Annotated in this window: 16 protein-coding genes; 1 reads left to right on the top strand and 15 read right to left on the bottom strand. The window is 54.3% G+C overall.

Going from position 1 to position 15499, the window contains the following annotated elements; translation table 11 throughout:
- Position 1: 1 nt before the first annotated feature.
- The 8 genes from ilvB to JNE38_RS08900 form a co-directional block, all read right to left on the bottom strand.
- Positions 2-1738 carry a biosynthetic-type acetolactate synthase large subunit gene (gene ilvB, locus JNE38_RS08935; protein ID WP_203356231.1) on the bottom strand — a complete coding sequence of 579 codons (1737 nt, stop codon included), beginning with the start codon at positions 1736-1738 and terminating at the stop codon, positions 2-4.
- Between the two features lie 591 nt (positions 1739-2329).
- Positions 2330-3427, bottom strand: coding sequence for a sulfate adenylyltransferase (gene sat, locus JNE38_RS08930; protein WP_203356230.1), 1098 nt, complete (start codon positions 3425-3427; stop codon positions 2330-2332).
- Positions 3428-3449: 22 nt separating this feature from the next.
- Complete coding sequence (locus JNE38_RS08925) at positions 3450-4151, bottom strand: phosphoadenylyl-sulfate reductase (protein WP_203356229.1); 702 nt, start codon at positions 4149-4151, stop codon at positions 3450-3452.
- Between the two features lie 138 nt (positions 4152-4289).
- Complete coding sequence (locus JNE38_RS08920) at positions 4290-4502, bottom strand: hypothetical protein (RefSeq protein ID WP_203356228.1); 213 nt, start codon at positions 4500-4502, stop codon at positions 4290-4292.
- 215 nt (positions 4503-4717) lie between these two features.
- Positions 4718-5605, bottom strand: a complete 888-nt coding sequence (locus JNE38_RS08915; protein WP_203356227.1) for a R2-like ligand-binding oxidase — start codon at positions 5603-5605, stop codon at positions 4718-4720.
- Positions 5602-6426: an alpha/beta fold hydrolase gene (locus tag JNE38_RS08910; RefSeq protein WP_203356226.1), complete on the bottom strand. Its 825-nt coding sequence runs from the start codon at positions 6424-6426 to the stop codon at positions 5602-5604. Before JNE38_RS08910 ends, JNE38_RS08915 begins: the two co-directional genes overlap by 4 nt.
- Before the next feature lie 36 nt (positions 6427-6462).
- Positions 6463-7716, bottom strand: a complete 1254-nt coding sequence (locus JNE38_RS08905) for an LLM class flavin-dependent oxidoreductase (RefSeq protein ID WP_203356225.1) — start codon at positions 7714-7716, stop codon at positions 6463-6465.
- Between the two features lie 29 nt (positions 7717-7745).
- Complete coding sequence (locus JNE38_RS08900; protein ID WP_203356224.1) at positions 7746-8681, bottom strand: alpha/beta hydrolase; 936 nt, start codon at positions 8679-8681, stop codon at positions 7746-7748.
- 191 nt (positions 8682-8872) lie between these two features.
- Between JNE38_RS08900 and JNE38_RS08895 the strand changes: the two genes are divergently transcribed.
- Positions 8873-9559: a helix-turn-helix transcriptional regulator gene (locus tag JNE38_RS08895; RefSeq protein ID WP_203356223.1), complete on the top strand. Its 687-nt coding sequence runs from the start codon at positions 8873-8875 to the stop codon at positions 9557-9559.
- A gap of 134 nt (positions 9560-9693) precedes the next feature.
- On the opposite strand, the gene JNE38_RS08890 is transcribed toward JNE38_RS08895, so the two are convergent.
- The 7 genes from JNE38_RS08890 to JNE38_RS08860 form a co-directional block, all read right to left on the bottom strand.
- Positions 9694-10452 (bottom strand): response regulator transcription factor, encoded by a 759-nt coding sequence (locus JNE38_RS08890; RefSeq protein ID WP_238933709.1) that lies wholly within the window; start codon positions 10450-10452, stop codon positions 9694-9696.
- On the bottom strand, positions 10439-11701 hold the full coding sequence (locus tag JNE38_RS08885) for a sensor histidine kinase (RefSeq protein ID WP_203356221.1): 1263 nt from the start codon (positions 11699-11701) through the stop codon (positions 10439-10441). Before JNE38_RS08885 ends, JNE38_RS08890 begins: the two co-directional genes overlap by 14 nt.
- A 181-nt stretch (positions 11702-11882) precedes the next feature.
- On the bottom strand, positions 11883-12305 hold the full coding sequence (locus JNE38_RS08880; protein WP_203356220.1) for a GlcG/HbpS family heme-binding protein: 423 nt from the start codon (positions 12303-12305) through the stop codon (positions 11883-11885).
- Between the two features lie 5 nt (positions 12306-12310).
- Positions 12311-12631: a glycerol dehydratase reactivase beta/small subunit family protein gene (locus JNE38_RS08875; protein ID WP_203356219.1), complete on the bottom strand. Its 321-nt coding sequence runs from the start codon at positions 12629-12631 to the stop codon at positions 12311-12313.
- Positions 12628-14469: a diol dehydratase reactivase subunit alpha gene (locus tag JNE38_RS08870; protein WP_203356218.1), complete on the bottom strand. Its 1842-nt coding sequence runs from the start codon at positions 14467-14469 to the stop codon at positions 12628-12630. Before JNE38_RS08870 ends, JNE38_RS08875 begins: the two co-directional genes overlap by 4 nt.
- Positions 14470-14472: 3 nt before the next feature.
- On the bottom strand, positions 14473-14895 hold the full coding sequence (locus tag JNE38_RS08865; protein WP_203356217.1) for a diol dehydratase small subunit: 423 nt from the start codon (positions 14893-14895) through the stop codon (positions 14473-14475).
- An 11-nt stretch (positions 14896-14906) separates the two neighbouring features.
- Positions 14907-15485: a propanediol/glycerol family dehydratase medium subunit gene (locus JNE38_RS08860; protein WP_275296691.1), complete on the bottom strand. Its 579-nt coding sequence runs from the start codon at positions 15483-15485 to the stop codon at positions 14907-14909.
- Positions 15486-15499: the final 14 nt, after the last annotated feature.

Here is a 15499-nt window from a genome sequence, read left to right as displayed (position 1 = left end):
CTTAGTCATCCCCCAATTCCATCTGATCTAGCGTGTTGCCGGCAGCGACCATCGGATAGACGTTTTCTTCCTGTGCGACACGGAAGTCAACGACCACCGGTCCGTCATGCGCGAGTGCCTCTGCCCATGCTGCTTCAGCTTCCTCCGGTGTGGTTGCACGAAGGCCTTTCACGCCGTAAGCTTCGGCCAGCTTGACGAAGTCTGGGCTGCAGGTCAGGTCGATCTGGCTGTAACGGTTGTCGTAGAAGAGCTCCTGCCATTGGCGAACCATTCCCAAGCACTGATTGTTGACGATGGCGACCTTCACCGGAATGTTGTACTGGGATACGATCGCTAGCTCCTGATTGGTCATCTGGAAGCCGCCGTCTCCTACCACAGCAATGGTTGTACGCTCAGGGTGAGCGATTTGGGCGCCGATCGCAGCAGGGAAGCCAAAGCCCATCGTACCGAGTCCGCCAGAAGAGATGAAGGAACGGGCGTTTTTGAACTTGTAGTATTGCGCTGTCCACATCTGGTGCTGTCCTACGTCTGTAGTGACGATCGCTTCCCCATCTGTGGAGCGGTACAACAGTTCGATGACCGCTTGCGGCTTGATCGTATCCCCGTCTTTTTTGTACTTATACGGCTGTTTTTGCTGCCAGTCTTTGAGCTGCTTGATCCAAGCCTCGGAATCACAAGCCGTTACATGGGGAATTGCTTTTTCCAAGGTATTCTTCACATCACCTGTAACCGTTACGGCTGTCGAAACGTTCTTGCCCAGCTCAGCCGGATCGATGTCGACATGAACGATGCGTGCATTCGGTGCGAACTCCTTGGTGCGTCCCATGGTAATCCGGTCGTCAAAGCGTACACCGAGTCCAATGACGCAATCCGCGTTCAGCAGCGCCTGATTTGCGGTGAAGTTTCCATGCATCCCCGGCATACCGAGTGAAAGCTCGTGAACCCCAGGGAAACCGCCAAGACCCATGAACGTGTTGATCACCGGGATGCGCGCTTTCTCTGCAAAGGCCAGAAGCTCCTGATCCGCGCTGGCTGCGATGATTCCGCCTCCCGCCATGATCACCGGACGCTTCGCCGATTGGACAGCTGCCACAAAATTTTGAACATCTTCATCGCTTGGCACCACTTCAGCACGGTACCCGCGGATGTTCACTGTCTCCGGATAGGAGAACGGTGCGATCGCATTGGCTACATCTTTCGGAATGTCGATCAGCACGGGACCCGGACGGCCTGTCGTTGCGATGTGGAACGCTTCCTTCACGATGCGGGGAAGATCACGCACATCACGGACAAAATAACTATGCTTCGTAATAGGCACCGTGATTCCCGTAATGTTCGCTTCTTGGAACGCATCTGTTCCGATCAACGATTGGGCTACGTTACCCGTGATGCACACCAGCGGTACGGAGTCCATCTGAGCAGTGGCAATTCCCGTTACCAGGTTCGTCGCCCCTGGGCCAGAAGTCGCAATGCACACGCCAGGCTTTCCCGTTGCGCGAGCGTAACCGTCCGCAGCATGAATGGCACCTTGTTCGTGGCGGGTCAAAATGTGTTTGAAGTAACTCCCGTAAAGCGAGTCATAGATCGGGAGCACTGCCCCACCTGGATAGCCGAAGATGTATTCTACTTGTTCGAGGAGCAAACACCGGAGCAAGGTTTCCGCCCCTGTCACCTCTTCGCCGAATTGAATCGGCGGAATACTGTTCTTTTTCTGCATTTCGGCCATTTCAACACTCATTTTCCTCTCCTCCTCCCACTTTCCAACAGGTATTGAAAATAACTATAGGAACATAGAAAAACCCTTTCGCCCCGACACGGTAAGGTTTCCATGTCTTTTGGGGCGAAAGGGTTCGCGGTACCACCCAACTTTATCGGCGCCTCACGGTCAGCCGATCTCAGCCAGTCACAACAAATGTGGACTGAACACGCTAACGGGTGTTAATCGGTTCTGCCTACTACCTACTGACGTAAGTTTCAGCGAAACAGCTCGGAGGCGAGCAATGCGAGCGCTCTTTACCCGGTTCTCAGCAACCCGGGCTCTCTGTTAAAAGAGTTGACGCGCATCCTCCTCGTCATAGCCTGCTATTATAACAATATTTTCAATATTGTTGTTGTCAGAATATAAAGTGTTACGTTTGATTATAGCTAGGCACCTAGGGGGTGTCAACGAAAAGAACCACAAATTTTTCGACTTTCGTCCGAACGAATGCTCAGTAGAAAACGGCTTTACAGCAACGGTTTTGGGTGAAAGCGCATTCACGAACGAACCAGTTTGTCCCCCTATGGACAAAGAAAAAGGAACGGCCGCACCGTTCCTTCCCACCCTCTGTCAACCTTGCAACTCTCTCTCGCGCATTCCTTCAATCAAAATTTTCGCTACTTCCGGTCTGCTGAATTGCGGGGGTGGTGTGACACCATTTCTCAGCATTTCCCGCACTTTGGTACCGGACAGCGTCAGATGTTGATCGCCCTCGTGGGGGCAAGTCTTGGTCGTTGCCATGCCTTCGCATGCTTTGCAGTAAAAGCTGTGCTCGAAAAAGAGGAGCGAGATTCCCAGCTCTTCTGGCGCAAACTCGGAAAAAATATGCTGGGCGTCGTAGGTGCCGTAATAATTACCGACGCCTGCGTGGTCGCGGCCCACGATAAAATGGGTGCAGCCGTAATTTTTCCGCACCAGCGCATGAAAGACGGCTTCCCTCGGACCCGCGTAGCGCATGGCTGCGGGGAAGGCTGCGAGCAGAACCCGGCTGGCCGGATAGTAGCATTCCAGCAGGGCCAGATAGCTTTTCATCCTGACTGCAGCCGGGACGTCGTCCGATTTCGTCTCCCCCATCAGGGGATTTAAAAACAGACCATCCACGGTTTCCAGTGCGGCTTTTTGAATGTATTCGTGAGCGCGATGCACCGGATTTCTCGTCTGGAAGCCGACGACCGTCTTCCAGCTGTTGCGCAAAAAAGCCTCCCTCGTCTGGGCAGGGGTGAGATAGTACTCCGCAAACTGCTCGTGCACTGGCCGCTGCAGGATTTCCAGCGGTCCCCCCAGGTATAGATTCCCTTTTTCAAACAGCTTTTTCACGCCGGGGTGTGCCTCATCCCGCGTACGGAAAACGAGCTGTGCCTCCCGTTTTTTATCTGGTCGATAAGAGCTCTCTACTTGCAGGATTGCATACCCTACCCCATCCTCGCCGCGCAGCAGGACCCGATCCCCAGGCAGTATGTCGCCATGAATCCTTTCGTCGACAGCCAGTGTGATCGGCAGCGGCCAAACCTCTCCGTTTGCCAGGCGCATCTTTTCCACGACAGAAAGATAATCGTCCTCGGCCATGAAGCCGGACAGCGGGGAAAAGGCGCCGATTGCCAGGCAATCAATATCGGACAAGGTCCATTTGTCGACCGTGATCGTCTTTTTGGGCAAAGAAATGTCCATTATGCTCCAGCCTCCCCGTCGGTCATTTATGCAGACCGCATTCCGTTTTTTCGTGACCTGCCCATCGTCCCGAGCGCGGGTCCTGACCTGGCAATACGGCCCGTGTGCAAACACTGCAGCCGATGCTCGGATAATTGCGGTCGTGCAAAGGGTTGTAGGGGACACCCTGTGCATGTATATACTCCCATACCTGCGCATCCGTCCAATCTGCCAGCGGATTGAACTTCACCAGATGGAACTTCTCGTCCCATTCCACTTTTTTCGCATGTGCGCGGGTCAGTGATTGCTCCCTCCGTATTCCCGTGATCCATGCCTGGTACTGGGAAAGCACTCGCTTCAGAGGCTCTACCTTGCGAATGTCACAGCATCGGTTAGGCTCCCTTTCCCACAGCTTGTCGCCATGAACTATTGCCTGTTCTTCGAGAGTCAGCTCAGGAAGAACCTGAATAAAGGTCGTCCCGTACCTTTCTTGCAGAAGGTCACGGGTATCATATGTCTCTTGAAAATGCTTGTTTGTGTCCAAGTAAAAGACAGGGATCGTAGGTGCCAGCTTGTGCAGCATATCGATCAGCACTACGTCTTCCGCACCAAAGCTGGATGCGAGGACGAGTCCTCCCGCATAGTTCTCAACGGCCGTGACCAAGACGTCCATTGGCGACTTGGCTTCCAGCCGGTATGCCCACACTTGCAGTTCCTCATCCGCCATCATGTGGCGATCACTCATCGGCCAAACTCCCTCCTTGCTTTGTTTCACCCATCATCATATGTGGGAGAGCCTCAAGTGGCGCTTCGTCCCCTGAAAAGAAAACAGCTGTCAGACCAAAGTTGGCCTGACAGCGTGTACGCGTAGAACGCCCTCGTTTTATTTTTCGTTATTGTCATTTTCAGGTGGGGCAAAGAACTGAGCTGGACCGTAAGTCGGTACTGCCTGGTCTTGAATTTGATACGATGTTCCAAAAAGTGTCGACTGGGTCCTGTACGCGTCATCCTTGTCTTTCGCAAACGCTCCAGGCGCAAACAGCGCTGCACACACCACTGCAGAAGCACCCATCATCATCCATTTTTGTTTATTCATCTAGTCTCTCTCCCTATCCAATGTTTTCCTGTGACGCTTTTTATTCTATGGCATCGGGAGATCAAGTCGACACGGACGATCGATGGTATTTTACTCCGCCGAGAGTCGGAATTGCAGCTCCAACCTTCTCCTCATGACTGACAGGGGAATTCCGGCAAGCGAAAAAGCACCCGGAAAAGTCCCGAGTGCCTGCCTCTCCGAAATGGAGGCGCTCCCTATACATCCACTGCGGCCTTCGTCTGCTTATACAGCTCTTCGATCGTCTGCCCTTTTGCCCTAGCCAGCACTTCCATGCGCACGGACAATTGCTTTTTGGCGAACTGCCTCAGGTCATCCACCCGGACACCGTACGCGCTCGCTTGTTTGGAAGGATCTGGCCCTTGATACAGCTGGGTTGCGAGTGGCGCCAGCTCTGCCATCTTATTGGCGATGACATCGTACACATGGGGATGCTCGCAGATGAGTCGTTGCAGGAGGAAGGTGCCGTAGCTGATATGACGGGACTCGTCTGTCTTGAGGTAGCCGACGCCTTTCATCAGCCCGGGCATGACACCCGCTTTGTTCAGCCCTTCATAAAACGCGTAATATCCGGTCTCCGCGAGTACGCCTTCCACAAACATGTTGTAGACGGTGGAGGCCTCCGCTATCGCTTCCGGCGAGTGGTCCGTCAGCAATCGATTCAATGCAGTGGGCAAAATGTCGTGGAAAATCTGCTTGTAGACATCTCCGTGATAGTGGTTCAGATCACCCTTTTCCCCGATCGTATCCAGGACCAATCGGAAAAACTCGGTATGCTTGGCTTCCTCAAACAGGAACGTAGTCAGGAACATCTCTTCCTCTAGTCGCCCTTCCTTCGCGATGACCATAATCAGCGGCAGCAGATCCAGCGTCACCGCCTCTTCTCCCCCCAAAAATCCGGCAATCCGGCGCAGGGTCTCATCCTTCTGCTCATCTGTCATTCTGGCGTAGTCTTCGCGATCTTGCGTAAAGTCAATGTCCTGCGGATTCCACATGCCATAGCGTTTCGCTTTTTGGTACAGCTGGTACGGAAGCAGCTCCGTATTCAGCCCTCTCTGACTGGTCGAAATGAAATCTTGTCTCATGGAAACCCTCCTGTCATGTTTTGATGCGCCTCCGTGACATGCAGAAAGTCTTGAATCGCTGTGAGCACCTGCCCAGTCTGCTCTAGCGTCACGAGATGGGCTGCTTGATCGATCAGAGCCAGCTTTGCGTGGGGAATCCGATTGCAAAAATCATCCGCGTACGAGACCGGCATGAAGCGGTCCTGCCTTCCCCAAATGAACAGCGTCGGGGCTTTGATGCGGTGGATGCGGTGCTTCAAGCCTTTGTCAGGGATCGGCCAGAGGAATTTAGCGGCCGCCTGCAGGTTCTGCATCCGCTGGATCGTCGCCTCGATGCGTTCCTCTGTCGTGGAGGGTACATACCGCAGCATCTCGGCTGCTGGCGAGGATGAATCTGCCACCATCAGATCCGCGAGCTCGTGCGGCAGCATCGCGAACATATCCGGTACCGGCTCCTCTTCTTTAAACAATCCCGCTGGACAAATGGCGACCAGCTGCTTGATTCGACTCTGATCGGTAGCGGCCAGCTCCAGCCCGATCATTCCTCCCAGCGAATGTCCGATCACCGTAGCGGCATCGAGTCCCAATCGGTCAAACAAATCATAGTGGCAGAGGATTAAATCCCACAGGTCCCGGATGTTTTCCAGCCCGGATGACCGTCCAGTGCCAGGCAGGTGCGGCGCGAACACTTGATAATGATGGGACAGTCCCTCGAGAAACGGATCCCACGCAAGGCCACCTGCACCGTGCAAGTAGACGACAGGCTCTCCTTGACCCGCAACCTTCACGGCAAAGCTGACGTTTTCATTCGCCTGTATCAACAGCTCTTTTGGCTGCGCCATTCGCTCTCCTCCCTTTTCCGTCTGCTACGCGAACATCTAGCCAGAAGTGGCAGCTTCCTGCTTTGCGTCCTCTGCATACCCTTTTGGCCAGTAATGGGAGTGATCCCACTCGCTGAAAAGTGAACGCAGCTGCGGCATCACTTCCTCCGCGAACATTTGCATGTTTTTCTGCACGAGCCAGTGAGGCATGGAGCCGATGTGGAACAGGCAGACGACATTGCCTACACGCATGTCCTGAAGACTCTCTCGCATGATCTCGCGAACGGTAGCGGGCGAACCTGCGACGATAAACCCGTGATCGATCAGATCCTGCCATCCCATCCCATCCTTCAGCATCTGGCTCGCGCTCTTTTGCGTGCCGTCAAACTGGGAGGTGAGGCCCGCGCGCAAGCTCTTCACCGTACGATAGCCCGGAGCTTCTGCCACGCGTCTGTCTACGTGCAGGCATTTGTTGAAGAAATAGCGCACGTGCTCTTCGTAGTCGATCTGCGCCCGTTCATCCGTTTCCGAAAGGCAGATGATTTGGCAATAGCCCGCTTTGTACGGGTTGCGGTCGGCGCCAAGCTCGTCGTTGCGATCCCAGAACGGTCCCATGACTTTTTTGGCGTATTTGTGGCCGAAATAGCTCAAGTAGGAGAAAGAGTAGTTGTGATGGATGGAAAAATCGTACGTCTCCACGCTTCCCCCTCCCGGAATCCACACAGGCGGATGCGGGCGCTGAGCAGGGCGCGGCCACGGATTGATGTACCGGAATTGATTGTATTTGCCGTTGTACGTCAGGATGTCGTCGCTCTTCCACGTTTTCATGATCAGGTCGTGTGCCTCGTAATAGCGCTCCCGCAGCTCTGCAGGATTGATTCCGTACGCGTAGTTCTGGTCCATCGACGTCCCGACCGGAAAGCCGGCGATAAACTTGCCCCCCGTCAGAACGTCGAGCATCGCCATCTCTTCTGCTACACGAATGGGAGGATTGTAGGAAGCCAGGCTGTTTCCGAGGACGATCAGGCTTGTTTTGTCGCTGCGGCGAACCTTGCGCGAGAGGATCGAGCCCATCAGATTGGGTGAAGGCATCATTCCGTACGCGTTGCTGTGGTGTTCGTTCACACCGATCGCATCGAAGCCGAGATCAACGGCAAACTCCAGCTCATCGAGGTAGTCGTGGTACATGCGATGTCCTTTTTTCGGATCGAACAGCTTTTTAGGCGGGGTGACCCAGACGCTCGGATACGTCACTTCAAAATCGGCAGGCAATTCTCGATAAGGCATCAAGTGAAAGGCGATAAACTTCATCGGCGAATCCCCCCTTTGCGATCCTGCTTTTACAGCCGTTCAAAGACTGAGCGTAGGCGGTTTGATACTTGCGAGATGGCCTCTGCGCCCTGGTCCATGATGCCCGCCATCCAGAAGAAGCCGTGGATCATGCCGTCGTAGCGGGTGAGTTCGACAGGAACTCCTGCCTGCTTCAGCCGCTCCGCGTACATCTCCCCTTCATCACGCAGCGGATCGTACTCGGCCGTTATGACCAAGGCTGGCGGAAGACCGCTCAAATCTGCGGCAAGCAGAGGGGAAACCCGGACGTCCGATTTCTCTTCGTCTGCATTCAAGTACTGCTGGAAAAACCACTGCATACTGTCTGCCGTGAGGAAATATCCCTCTCCATTTTCCCGATAAGACTCCGTATCACAGCCCACCTGGGTGACCGGATACACCAGCACTTGCAGAGAGATCGCAGGACCTGTGCGCTCTTTTGCCAGCTGGGAGATGACCGCGGCCAGATTGCCCCCTGCACTGTCTCCCCCTATAGCGAGGCGTGACGCATCCCCGTTTATTTCCTGCGCATGCTCGGATACCCATTGCACGGCAGTGTAGCAGTCCTCGACCGGTACTGGAAATTTATGCTCGGGGGCCAGACGATAGTTCACGGAAGCTACGACGCATTCCGATTCGTGTGCGATATTTCGGCACACCGTGTCGACGGTCTCGACATCCCCGATGACCCAGCCGCCGCCGTGAAAATAGACAAACAAGGGAAAGGTTCCTGGACCCTCGGGAGTGTATATGCGAAGCTCGATTTCTCCGCCTTCCACCGGAATCATCCGGCTCTCTACTTTTGCCAGAGGCTTCGGCTCTCCAGACAGTGCCTGTAAGCCCGCCGTTCGCTCCCTGTTCTGCTGCGGCGTCAATGTACTCATGGGCGGCTCCCCTGCCGCAGCCCCCATATCGAGAAATGCTTTTGCTTTTGGATCCAGAGTCATCGTGCAGCCTCCTCTATGACAGGTATCAGTTTGTTGTCGAACTATTCCGAATATAGTACCTTTACTCATGGATAAGCATTTTGTTAAAATGAAAGCGCTACAATTTTTATTATAAGTCGTGACAAATAACGGATATATCCCCAAAAAACAGGTAGTCCACGACCCCTAAAATGGAGGGAGGATGTCACTCCATGGTCAGTCCAGCTTTGCGAGAGTATATCCAACGCATCGAAACGGCTCCTCATCACGAAGAGAAACTCGTGCTTACGGTTCGCGGTTTCATCGATCTCTTTCCGTTTATGGGTGCTGTCCTCTACAACTATTCGATGCTCAGCCAAATGGGTGAAGGCTTGCTGAGGGCAAATGCCGAGGGACTGTACTCCATTCGGGATCAACGTGAAGATATCCGCAATCTTCCTCCCATCTATTCCGCTATCCGTGAAAAGCGGGCTGTCCTGCTCGATGCAGATCTCATCAGGCAGATCCCCGCAAAATATGTAAATGGTGTCTCTTATGCTCTCATCGTTCCGATCTGCCACGGCACGAATGTGATCGGTTACGCCGGTATTTCCGGCCATCCAGACGGCTGCAGAGGGATCAACAGCAGCCTGTTGCATGCGCTGAGCCTGTATGGCGAGCAAGTGGGAAAAGCGCTCGCCACTGATTCCCTGCTGAACAGATCCAGCAAATTGACCAAACGCGAAGTAGAAGTCTTGCAGCGGATGTCATGGGGGGAGAGCATCAAAGAGATGGCCGACCGCATCGGCATCAGCGAGTTTACCGTCCAAGATTACGTCAAATCTGCCTTAAAAAAATTAGGCGCCCAAAATCGGACACAAGGTGTCGCAGACGCACTGCGCAAGCGAATCATCCATTGAAGCGACAATCATAAATGGAACACCTCTTGCGGCCAATTTCGCGGAGGTGTTTTTTTGCGTTCTCCATTTCTGATTTCATAAAAAAAGCCCCCCATTCAGACAAATTGTCGGGGAACTACAAGCATTTGGTGCGCTCACATCAAATACTTTCCAAAGGTAACGTGCTTTTTCTTCTCCGTAATCAACATTTGCTGTTGATACTGGGAGGGCGTCATCCCTTCCTTCTTTTTGAAAACCCGCGTAAAGTAATTCGCGTCAGAAAATCCGCAGTCCAGGCTTATTTCGGCGATCGTCTTGCTCGTGCCCTGAAACATGCACTTGGCTTTCTCCAGGCGCCGAGTGGTTATGTATTGCTTGATCGTGTGTCCTGTCACCTGCTTGAACAGACGACACAAATACTGGGCATTCAGATAGACGAGAGAGGCGAGGTATTCGAGCGACAATTCCTGGTTCAGATTTTGCTCGATGCATTCGATCACCTTGCCGATCTCCTGGTGTCCCTCGGCATGAGCTGGAAACGCGGCCTCCTGCTCCACCTGGTTCGGGAGTAATCGAGCGAGCGCCTGTCTGATTTCTTCCGGATGGGCCGGCTTCAACAAATAATCATCTGCGCGCAGCTTGATCGAGCGCAAAGCGTAATCAAACTCGTCGTAAGCCGTGAGAAACACTATCCGGCAGTCTGGGACCTCCTGCTTGATTTGCTCTGCTGCTGTAATCCCATCCATGACCGGCATTTTGATGTCCATTATGGTGATGTCGATGCACTCTCGCCTGGCCACGCTTACCGCCTCGGCGCCGTTGACCGCTTCGTAAACACGAATGGGACCCAAATTATGCTTTTTGATGATCATCGCCAGAACTGCGCGCTCCAATGGCTCGTCATCCACGATCATCAGCTTCAATGTACGCCCCTCCTGTCTTTGGAACCGTAATTTGAATGATGGTCTGGGCTCCGTAGCAGCTGGTAATGGACGTAATCCCGTACTCTTCGCCCAAGTAATGCTGAATCCGCTTGTGCACGTTTTTCAGTCCGATTCCGGTTGTATGCCCACCGTTCTGCGGTTTGTTTTCCGAGAAGATGGACACGAGATCTTCCTCGGTCATTCCCGCTCCATTGTCGCAGACTTCGATGATAACGGTTTCATTTTCGGTGAATGCAGTGACAGTCAGAGTCATGTCTCCTTCCCTCGGCTCAAAACCGTGCACGATGGCATTCTCGAATATCGGCTGCAGACACAGGATAGGAAGCTTCACCAGCTCGACCCCTGCTTCCACCCTTTCCTGATAATGAATCCTGCCGGGGAAGCGCGATTGCTGGATGGACAAATACTGCTTGACGTGCTCCAGTTCGTCACGCAGATATACGAGCTGATCGATATTTCGGAGGCTGTATCGCAATAGTTTCGCCAAGGAATAGGTTACGTTCTGCGTCTGGTCTGCCCCTTCCAGGTAGGCAAGCCGTGAAATCGTATTCAGGGTATTGAATAGAAAGTGGGGATTGATCTGAGACTGCAGCACTTTCAGCTGGGTTTCCTTCAGTGTTTTTTCGAGTCTCGCACGGATCTCCGCTTCTTCCAGCAGCTTCTGCTTTTTGGCGAACAGCTCTTGCTGCGTCAGGTGGGTTGCCCCTATTTTCACGATGTAATTGGCCACCAGGTAAAGCATCTCGGCAGCAGCTTCGACCCGCTTTTGTGAGGTAAAACCGATTTGCCGGAAGCACTCGGACAGCTGCTGTTGATCGACAGGAATCTGTCTTGTCTGAGTGCGTATGAAATCGAGCCTCGCCTCGTCCTCATCCTCGATGAACACTTGCCCGCACAGAACGGAGCCAAGATATCTCTCATCCACAATGATAGGAGCGGCTAGGTCGACCAGCCCCGAGTGACAGCGATGAATGACGGGTTTCCCCTGCTCAGCCGCCATCATACCTACGCGCTCATCTGAAAGGATGCAGCTGCGCATGCCTTCCGGAGAGGAACGAACCAATGTGCAAAAATTCGTAAAATTACTCGGCTGTGTCACTGGAGTCCCGTCTTGGTCAGCAATCACGACACCCAAGCCGGTAGCATCTGCAAAACGATCCTGGATTTCTTGAAGAGTATCAACATTCACAAGGTCCTGCAGCGTGAGTGATGTCATCATATCCCTCCAATCCACCTTGATTGGTAAGATTTTCGCGACGATGCCCCTGATCTCCTTCATACCCAGAATCCGGGAACTGCACGCCGCCCACGCTCCCGGACCCTGCAGATGTACCGACAACAACCTTGATCTCGAAATGAATGTCAGCCTCGCCTTCCCTACCCACCGATGCGCTGTCTGGTCATACGGTTGATTCAGAATTAACAAACGCCTGAACCGCTGCCTGAGCGACCTGGATATCCTGCTCCACCGATCCGCCGCTCACTCCCACGGCACCTACGATTTTGTTTTGCATCCTAAGCGGTATACCACCGCCAAATATCACGATCCTCCCATTGTTGGTCGCATGGATGCCGTACAGCTCGCTCCCGGGAGTAGCCAGCTCTGCCAGTAAAGCGGTCGGCATTTTCAGGGCGACTGCTGTCCAGGCTTTGTTCTGCGCGATATCCACGCTCGCCAGGAGGGCATTGTCCATGCGGTGGCACGCGACGAAGTTCCCACCCTCATCCACAATGCAGATGACCATAGGGACCCCCATCCGCTTCGCCTCATTTTCAGCACTTTCCATCAGTGTTTTTGCCGCCTGCAGTGTGATTTGACTCATTTCACTCATCCTCTCTCCGGTAAATGCAAGGGTAATCCTTTAACCAGGCGTGCCGCGTTTTTCCCCAATCTGCGCGCGTGCTTCCAGCTGTACTCTAGATAGGGAGTGCCTTTCACTTTTTCATGAGACACGGACACAGTCCCATTGTCGTGTACGCCGATGACAACCTGCAGCGGTGAAGGCAGGTCTCCAAGGTTTCTCGTGGTCCTCTGCAGCACACGGTACGGGACCCCCTCTTCTTCCAGTCCCGCGCTAATTTCTCGAATCACCTCATACTGAGCGCCAGCGTCATGAATGATGGGAATAAAAATCTCTTTGCTGCTCATGTAGCTCCTCCATTTTTGATCGAAGAAAGAACCAGGCCGGTAGCAACGGCATTGCGAGGGCCCTCGGTTCCGCGAATATTGGCAAAGCCCGCCACAATCCCGTACTTCCCCAATTCCTCCGTCACCATTTGCGGGATTTCAAAATCGAGCGCCGATCCTCCCACCATCACGACGAAAGACAAATGTTTGACGTTCCTCGTCGGGACGATTCGCTTCAATGCCCGCAGTACGTTGGTGACAAACACTCTCCGTTTGGCGCTGCGGCGAATCTCACGGATTTTTTCCATGGAAACGCGCGTGGGCAGCGGCGTGAGCCCGTCTTCCCCGCGAATCACGACTCTCCCGAACGTATGCGGTGGGAACGGGGCTTCGGAAAACAGCATGGTGCCGTCCTCGAGCTGCATGTGAAACAGACTGAGCACTTTGCCCAAGGGATTTTTCTTGATCTTCTCCGCCAGCTCTTTATCTCCCAGCGCCAGCTCGGAATTGATCAGCATCGTCACCATGTCGCCTGCACCCGCAAGATGTGTAGAGGTAATGTTGCCCGACGCGTCCATCATTGCCGCATCGGTCGATCCCCCGCCCATGTCCAGTATGACGATCGGTTTTCTCGTCCCGGGGGTAGTCAGTGCCCCGCGGATCGCCATCTCCGCTTCCACTCCGCCCACCTCGATCGCGATGCCCAGCTCCTGCTCCAGCGACCTTGCGACCCGATGAATGGAACTCTTGTCCGTTTTCACCATCGAGGCGAGAGCGACACCGCTTTCCATCGCCAGTTCGCCAGCCATGGAGCCGCTGATTGAGGATGGAATGACCGCATCGACAGCCAGAAAGTCGGAGATGGAAATTTCGCCAGGTGTTTGTCCCGTCAGCTCAGCCAAATCCTGTCGCAGACCACTTAACATCCCGCCGACATTCGTGCCTGTCTCTCCCTGTACATCGGTCACGCTTCCCAGCCGTTCGTACGCATCCATGATAGCATCTGCCCCATCATTGACCGATACCTCCAGCCGGTTTTGCGTCCCGATCAATATCATCCGTCCTGCTTCGATCTTGCGCTCCACCACTTCCCCCTGCGCGGTGCGAATGACGACAGCCGAGCGGTTCCCCACCAGCGCCTTGGCTACCGGAGCGATCTGTATCGTCTCGTCTGGCGTGAGCGAAAAGACGGTGGACAGCCCATACGGATTGCTTAGCGTGCGGATGACGTGGCCGGGCAGCGCTACCTCGACGGCTGCCTTTTTGTTTAACGGGACTTTTTCGATCAAGGATACTTCATCCACGATCGGTATCTTGTGCTGCAATCGATTGTGAATGAGCACTCCGTCGTCTTTTTGCACGATGGCGCCGGTGACGGATGCTCCCCGGCTCATGGCCAGATTGATTCGGCCAGCTGCCCATTCAAAATCAAACCCCTTGCCGATTACCACGATGTACGCATCGTCTGTCCGCGCCGTATCCATATCCAGCAGCTGTTCAATCCCTATTGTCGTGCCTACTCCCAAACCGGCTCCGCCCGGCGAATCCGGATTGTGTCCGATCATCGAGGATTCCGTAATGATCGTTTCGCTGATCAGATCCATCGCCAGGTCGCCAATGACCGGCACAGCGTCATTGAGGCGAATCAGATCAATCTGGCTGACCGTAAGTCCCGCTTTTCCCGCTGCTTCCTGCAAGGCAAATCGGATGCCTCTGACGTTTTCCACCGTTCCTTTGACGCCCGTCGTCTTCACCAGGTGCTGAGCTAGGAATTGCATTTGTCCCCCTTCGATTATCGCGATAGCTACCTCCGTCGAAGAATTGCCTATATCCACGCCGGCGACGATTCGCTTCCCCATCGGTCAATCCTCGTTTCCCCGCAATTTGCCTCGTCTCTCATACACCTCGGCGGCTTCCCGAACCAAGCGGGCATTTTCTACCGCTCCATAGGATTCCTCCAGCTCGCTGGCAATTGCCAACAATTCCTCTTTTGTTGACCGGTTGGGGCGCAGCGCGTTGTAAATCTCCAGGATGCGAGTGTCGGATATGGCGATAAGCTCAGCCGCCCGACGAAAGTTGCTCGCCAGCTGGACCCGCCCCAAGCTTTCGCTGATCTGGGCGTGCATGAGCAGAGTGTCAGGACTGATTCGCAGGTCGGCACTGGTCACCTCCCCCCGCAGCGCCGCCTCCAGCGTCAATTCGCTGTACGCTTTTCCGGTCGGCGTGTACAGCAACTCCGGGCTGTTCAGACCAAGGGGATAATGTTCTCTCGTCAATTTTGGCATCGGTGATCCTCCTATTCCTCGATGGAAAATTCCGCAATCAACTCAACCGGCCTGGCATCGGAGACAAGTGACTGGCACTCTTTCAGATAAAGGATGGCTGCGATCGCCTGGTACTTCGGGCGGGCCATTTGATCATTCATGACAGGAACCGGATTGGGGCTCTCCCCCAGCGCGTACATCGCGGCGTTGCGTCCGATGGCCCGATAGGTTTCCAGGGTGATGACGGGAGATTGGGGAAACAGCTCCAGATTGCTTAGCGGGTCTAGGTCGCGCTGGTGAATGACCGTCGTCCCTCGGGACTGCAGCCCGATCCCGATGCCCGATCCGGAGAGCCGCGCCGCTTCGTGGGCCATGAAAGCCAGGTCAGCTGTACGAAGGCTGCGAATCAGCCGCGGAACCGCTCCCTGCTCTTCAATCCCGGAAAGCACTTCCCGCAGCACAGCGCTGTGGTCCACCTTGACGATGGTCTTGTTCAGCTCTTTGCCGAAAGCGGGCCCGACCGCTACGATGACTTCGCGCGGATCTGTTCCCTTGCCTGCCATTCCCCGCTCTGTCAGCTTCATTTCGATCGAAAACGCTGGTGTCTTCATGTCCTCTCCCTCTC

It is taken from the genome of Brevibacillus choshinensis (genome assembly GCF_016811915.1).
GTDB classification, from domain to species: Bacteria; Bacillota; Bacilli; order Brevibacillales; family Brevibacillaceae; genus Brevibacillus; species Brevibacillus choshinensis_A.
This window is presented reverse-complemented; position numbering and strand designations above follow the sequence as displayed.

Coding starts and splice junctions, on each gene's coding strand:
- JNE38_RS08870 (WP_203356218.1), bottom strand. CDS start 14,469: ATGGGGAAGCGAATCGTCGCCGGCGTGGATATAGGCAATTCTTCGACG.
- JNE38_RS08895 (WP_203356223.1), top strand. CDS start 8,873: ATGGTCAGTCCAGCTTTGCGAGAGTATATCCAACGCATCGAAACGGCT.
- JNE38_RS08920 (WP_203356228.1), bottom strand. CDS start 4,502: ATGAATAAACAAAAATGGATGATGATGGGTGCTTCTGCAGTGGTGTGT.
- JNE38_RS08890 (WP_238933709.1), bottom strand. CDS start 10,452: ATGATCGTGGATGACGAGCCATTGGAGCGCGCAGTTCTGGCGATGATC.
- JNE38_RS08900 (WP_203356224.1), bottom strand. CDS start 8,681: ATGACTCTGGATCCAAAAGCAAAAGCATTTCTCGATATGGGGGCTGCG.
- JNE38_RS08860 (WP_275296691.1), bottom strand. CDS start 15,485: ATGAAGACACCAGCGTTTTCGATCGAAATGAAGCTGACAGAGCGGGGA.
- JNE38_RS08875 (WP_203356219.1), bottom strand. CDS start 12,631: ATGAGCAGCAAAGAGATTTTTATTCCCATCATTCATGACGCTGGCGCT.
- ilvB (WP_203356231.1), bottom strand. CDS start 1,738: ATGAGTGTTGAAATGGCCGAAATGCAGAAAAAGAACAGTATTCCGCCG.
- JNE38_RS08925 (WP_203356229.1), bottom strand. CDS start 4,151: ATGAGTGATCGCCACATGATGGCGGATGAGGAACTGCAAGTGTGGGCA.
- JNE38_RS08905 (WP_203356225.1), bottom strand. CDS start 7,716: ATGAAGTTTATCGCCTTTCACTTGATGCCTTATCGAGAATTGCCTGCC.
- JNE38_RS08885 (WP_203356221.1), bottom strand. CDS start 11,701: ATGATGACATCACTCACGCTGCAGGACCTTGTGAATGTTGATACTCTT.
- JNE38_RS08910 (WP_203356226.1), bottom strand. CDS start 6,426: ATGGCGCAGCCAAAAGAGCTGTTGATACAGGCGAATGAAAACGTCAGC.
- sat (WP_203356230.1), bottom strand. CDS start 3,427: ATGGACATTTCTTTGCCCAAAAAGACGATCACGGTCGACAAATGGACC.
- JNE38_RS08880 (WP_203356220.1), bottom strand. CDS start 12,305: ATGAGTCAAATCACACTGCAGGCGGCAAAAACACTGATGGAAAGTGCT.
- JNE38_RS08865 (WP_203356217.1), bottom strand. CDS start 14,895: ATGCCAAAATTGACGAGAGAACATTATCCCCTTGGTCTGAACAGCCCG.
- JNE38_RS08915 (WP_203356227.1), bottom strand. CDS start 5,605: ATGAGACAAGATTTCATTTCGACCAGTCAGAGAGGGCTGAATACGGAG.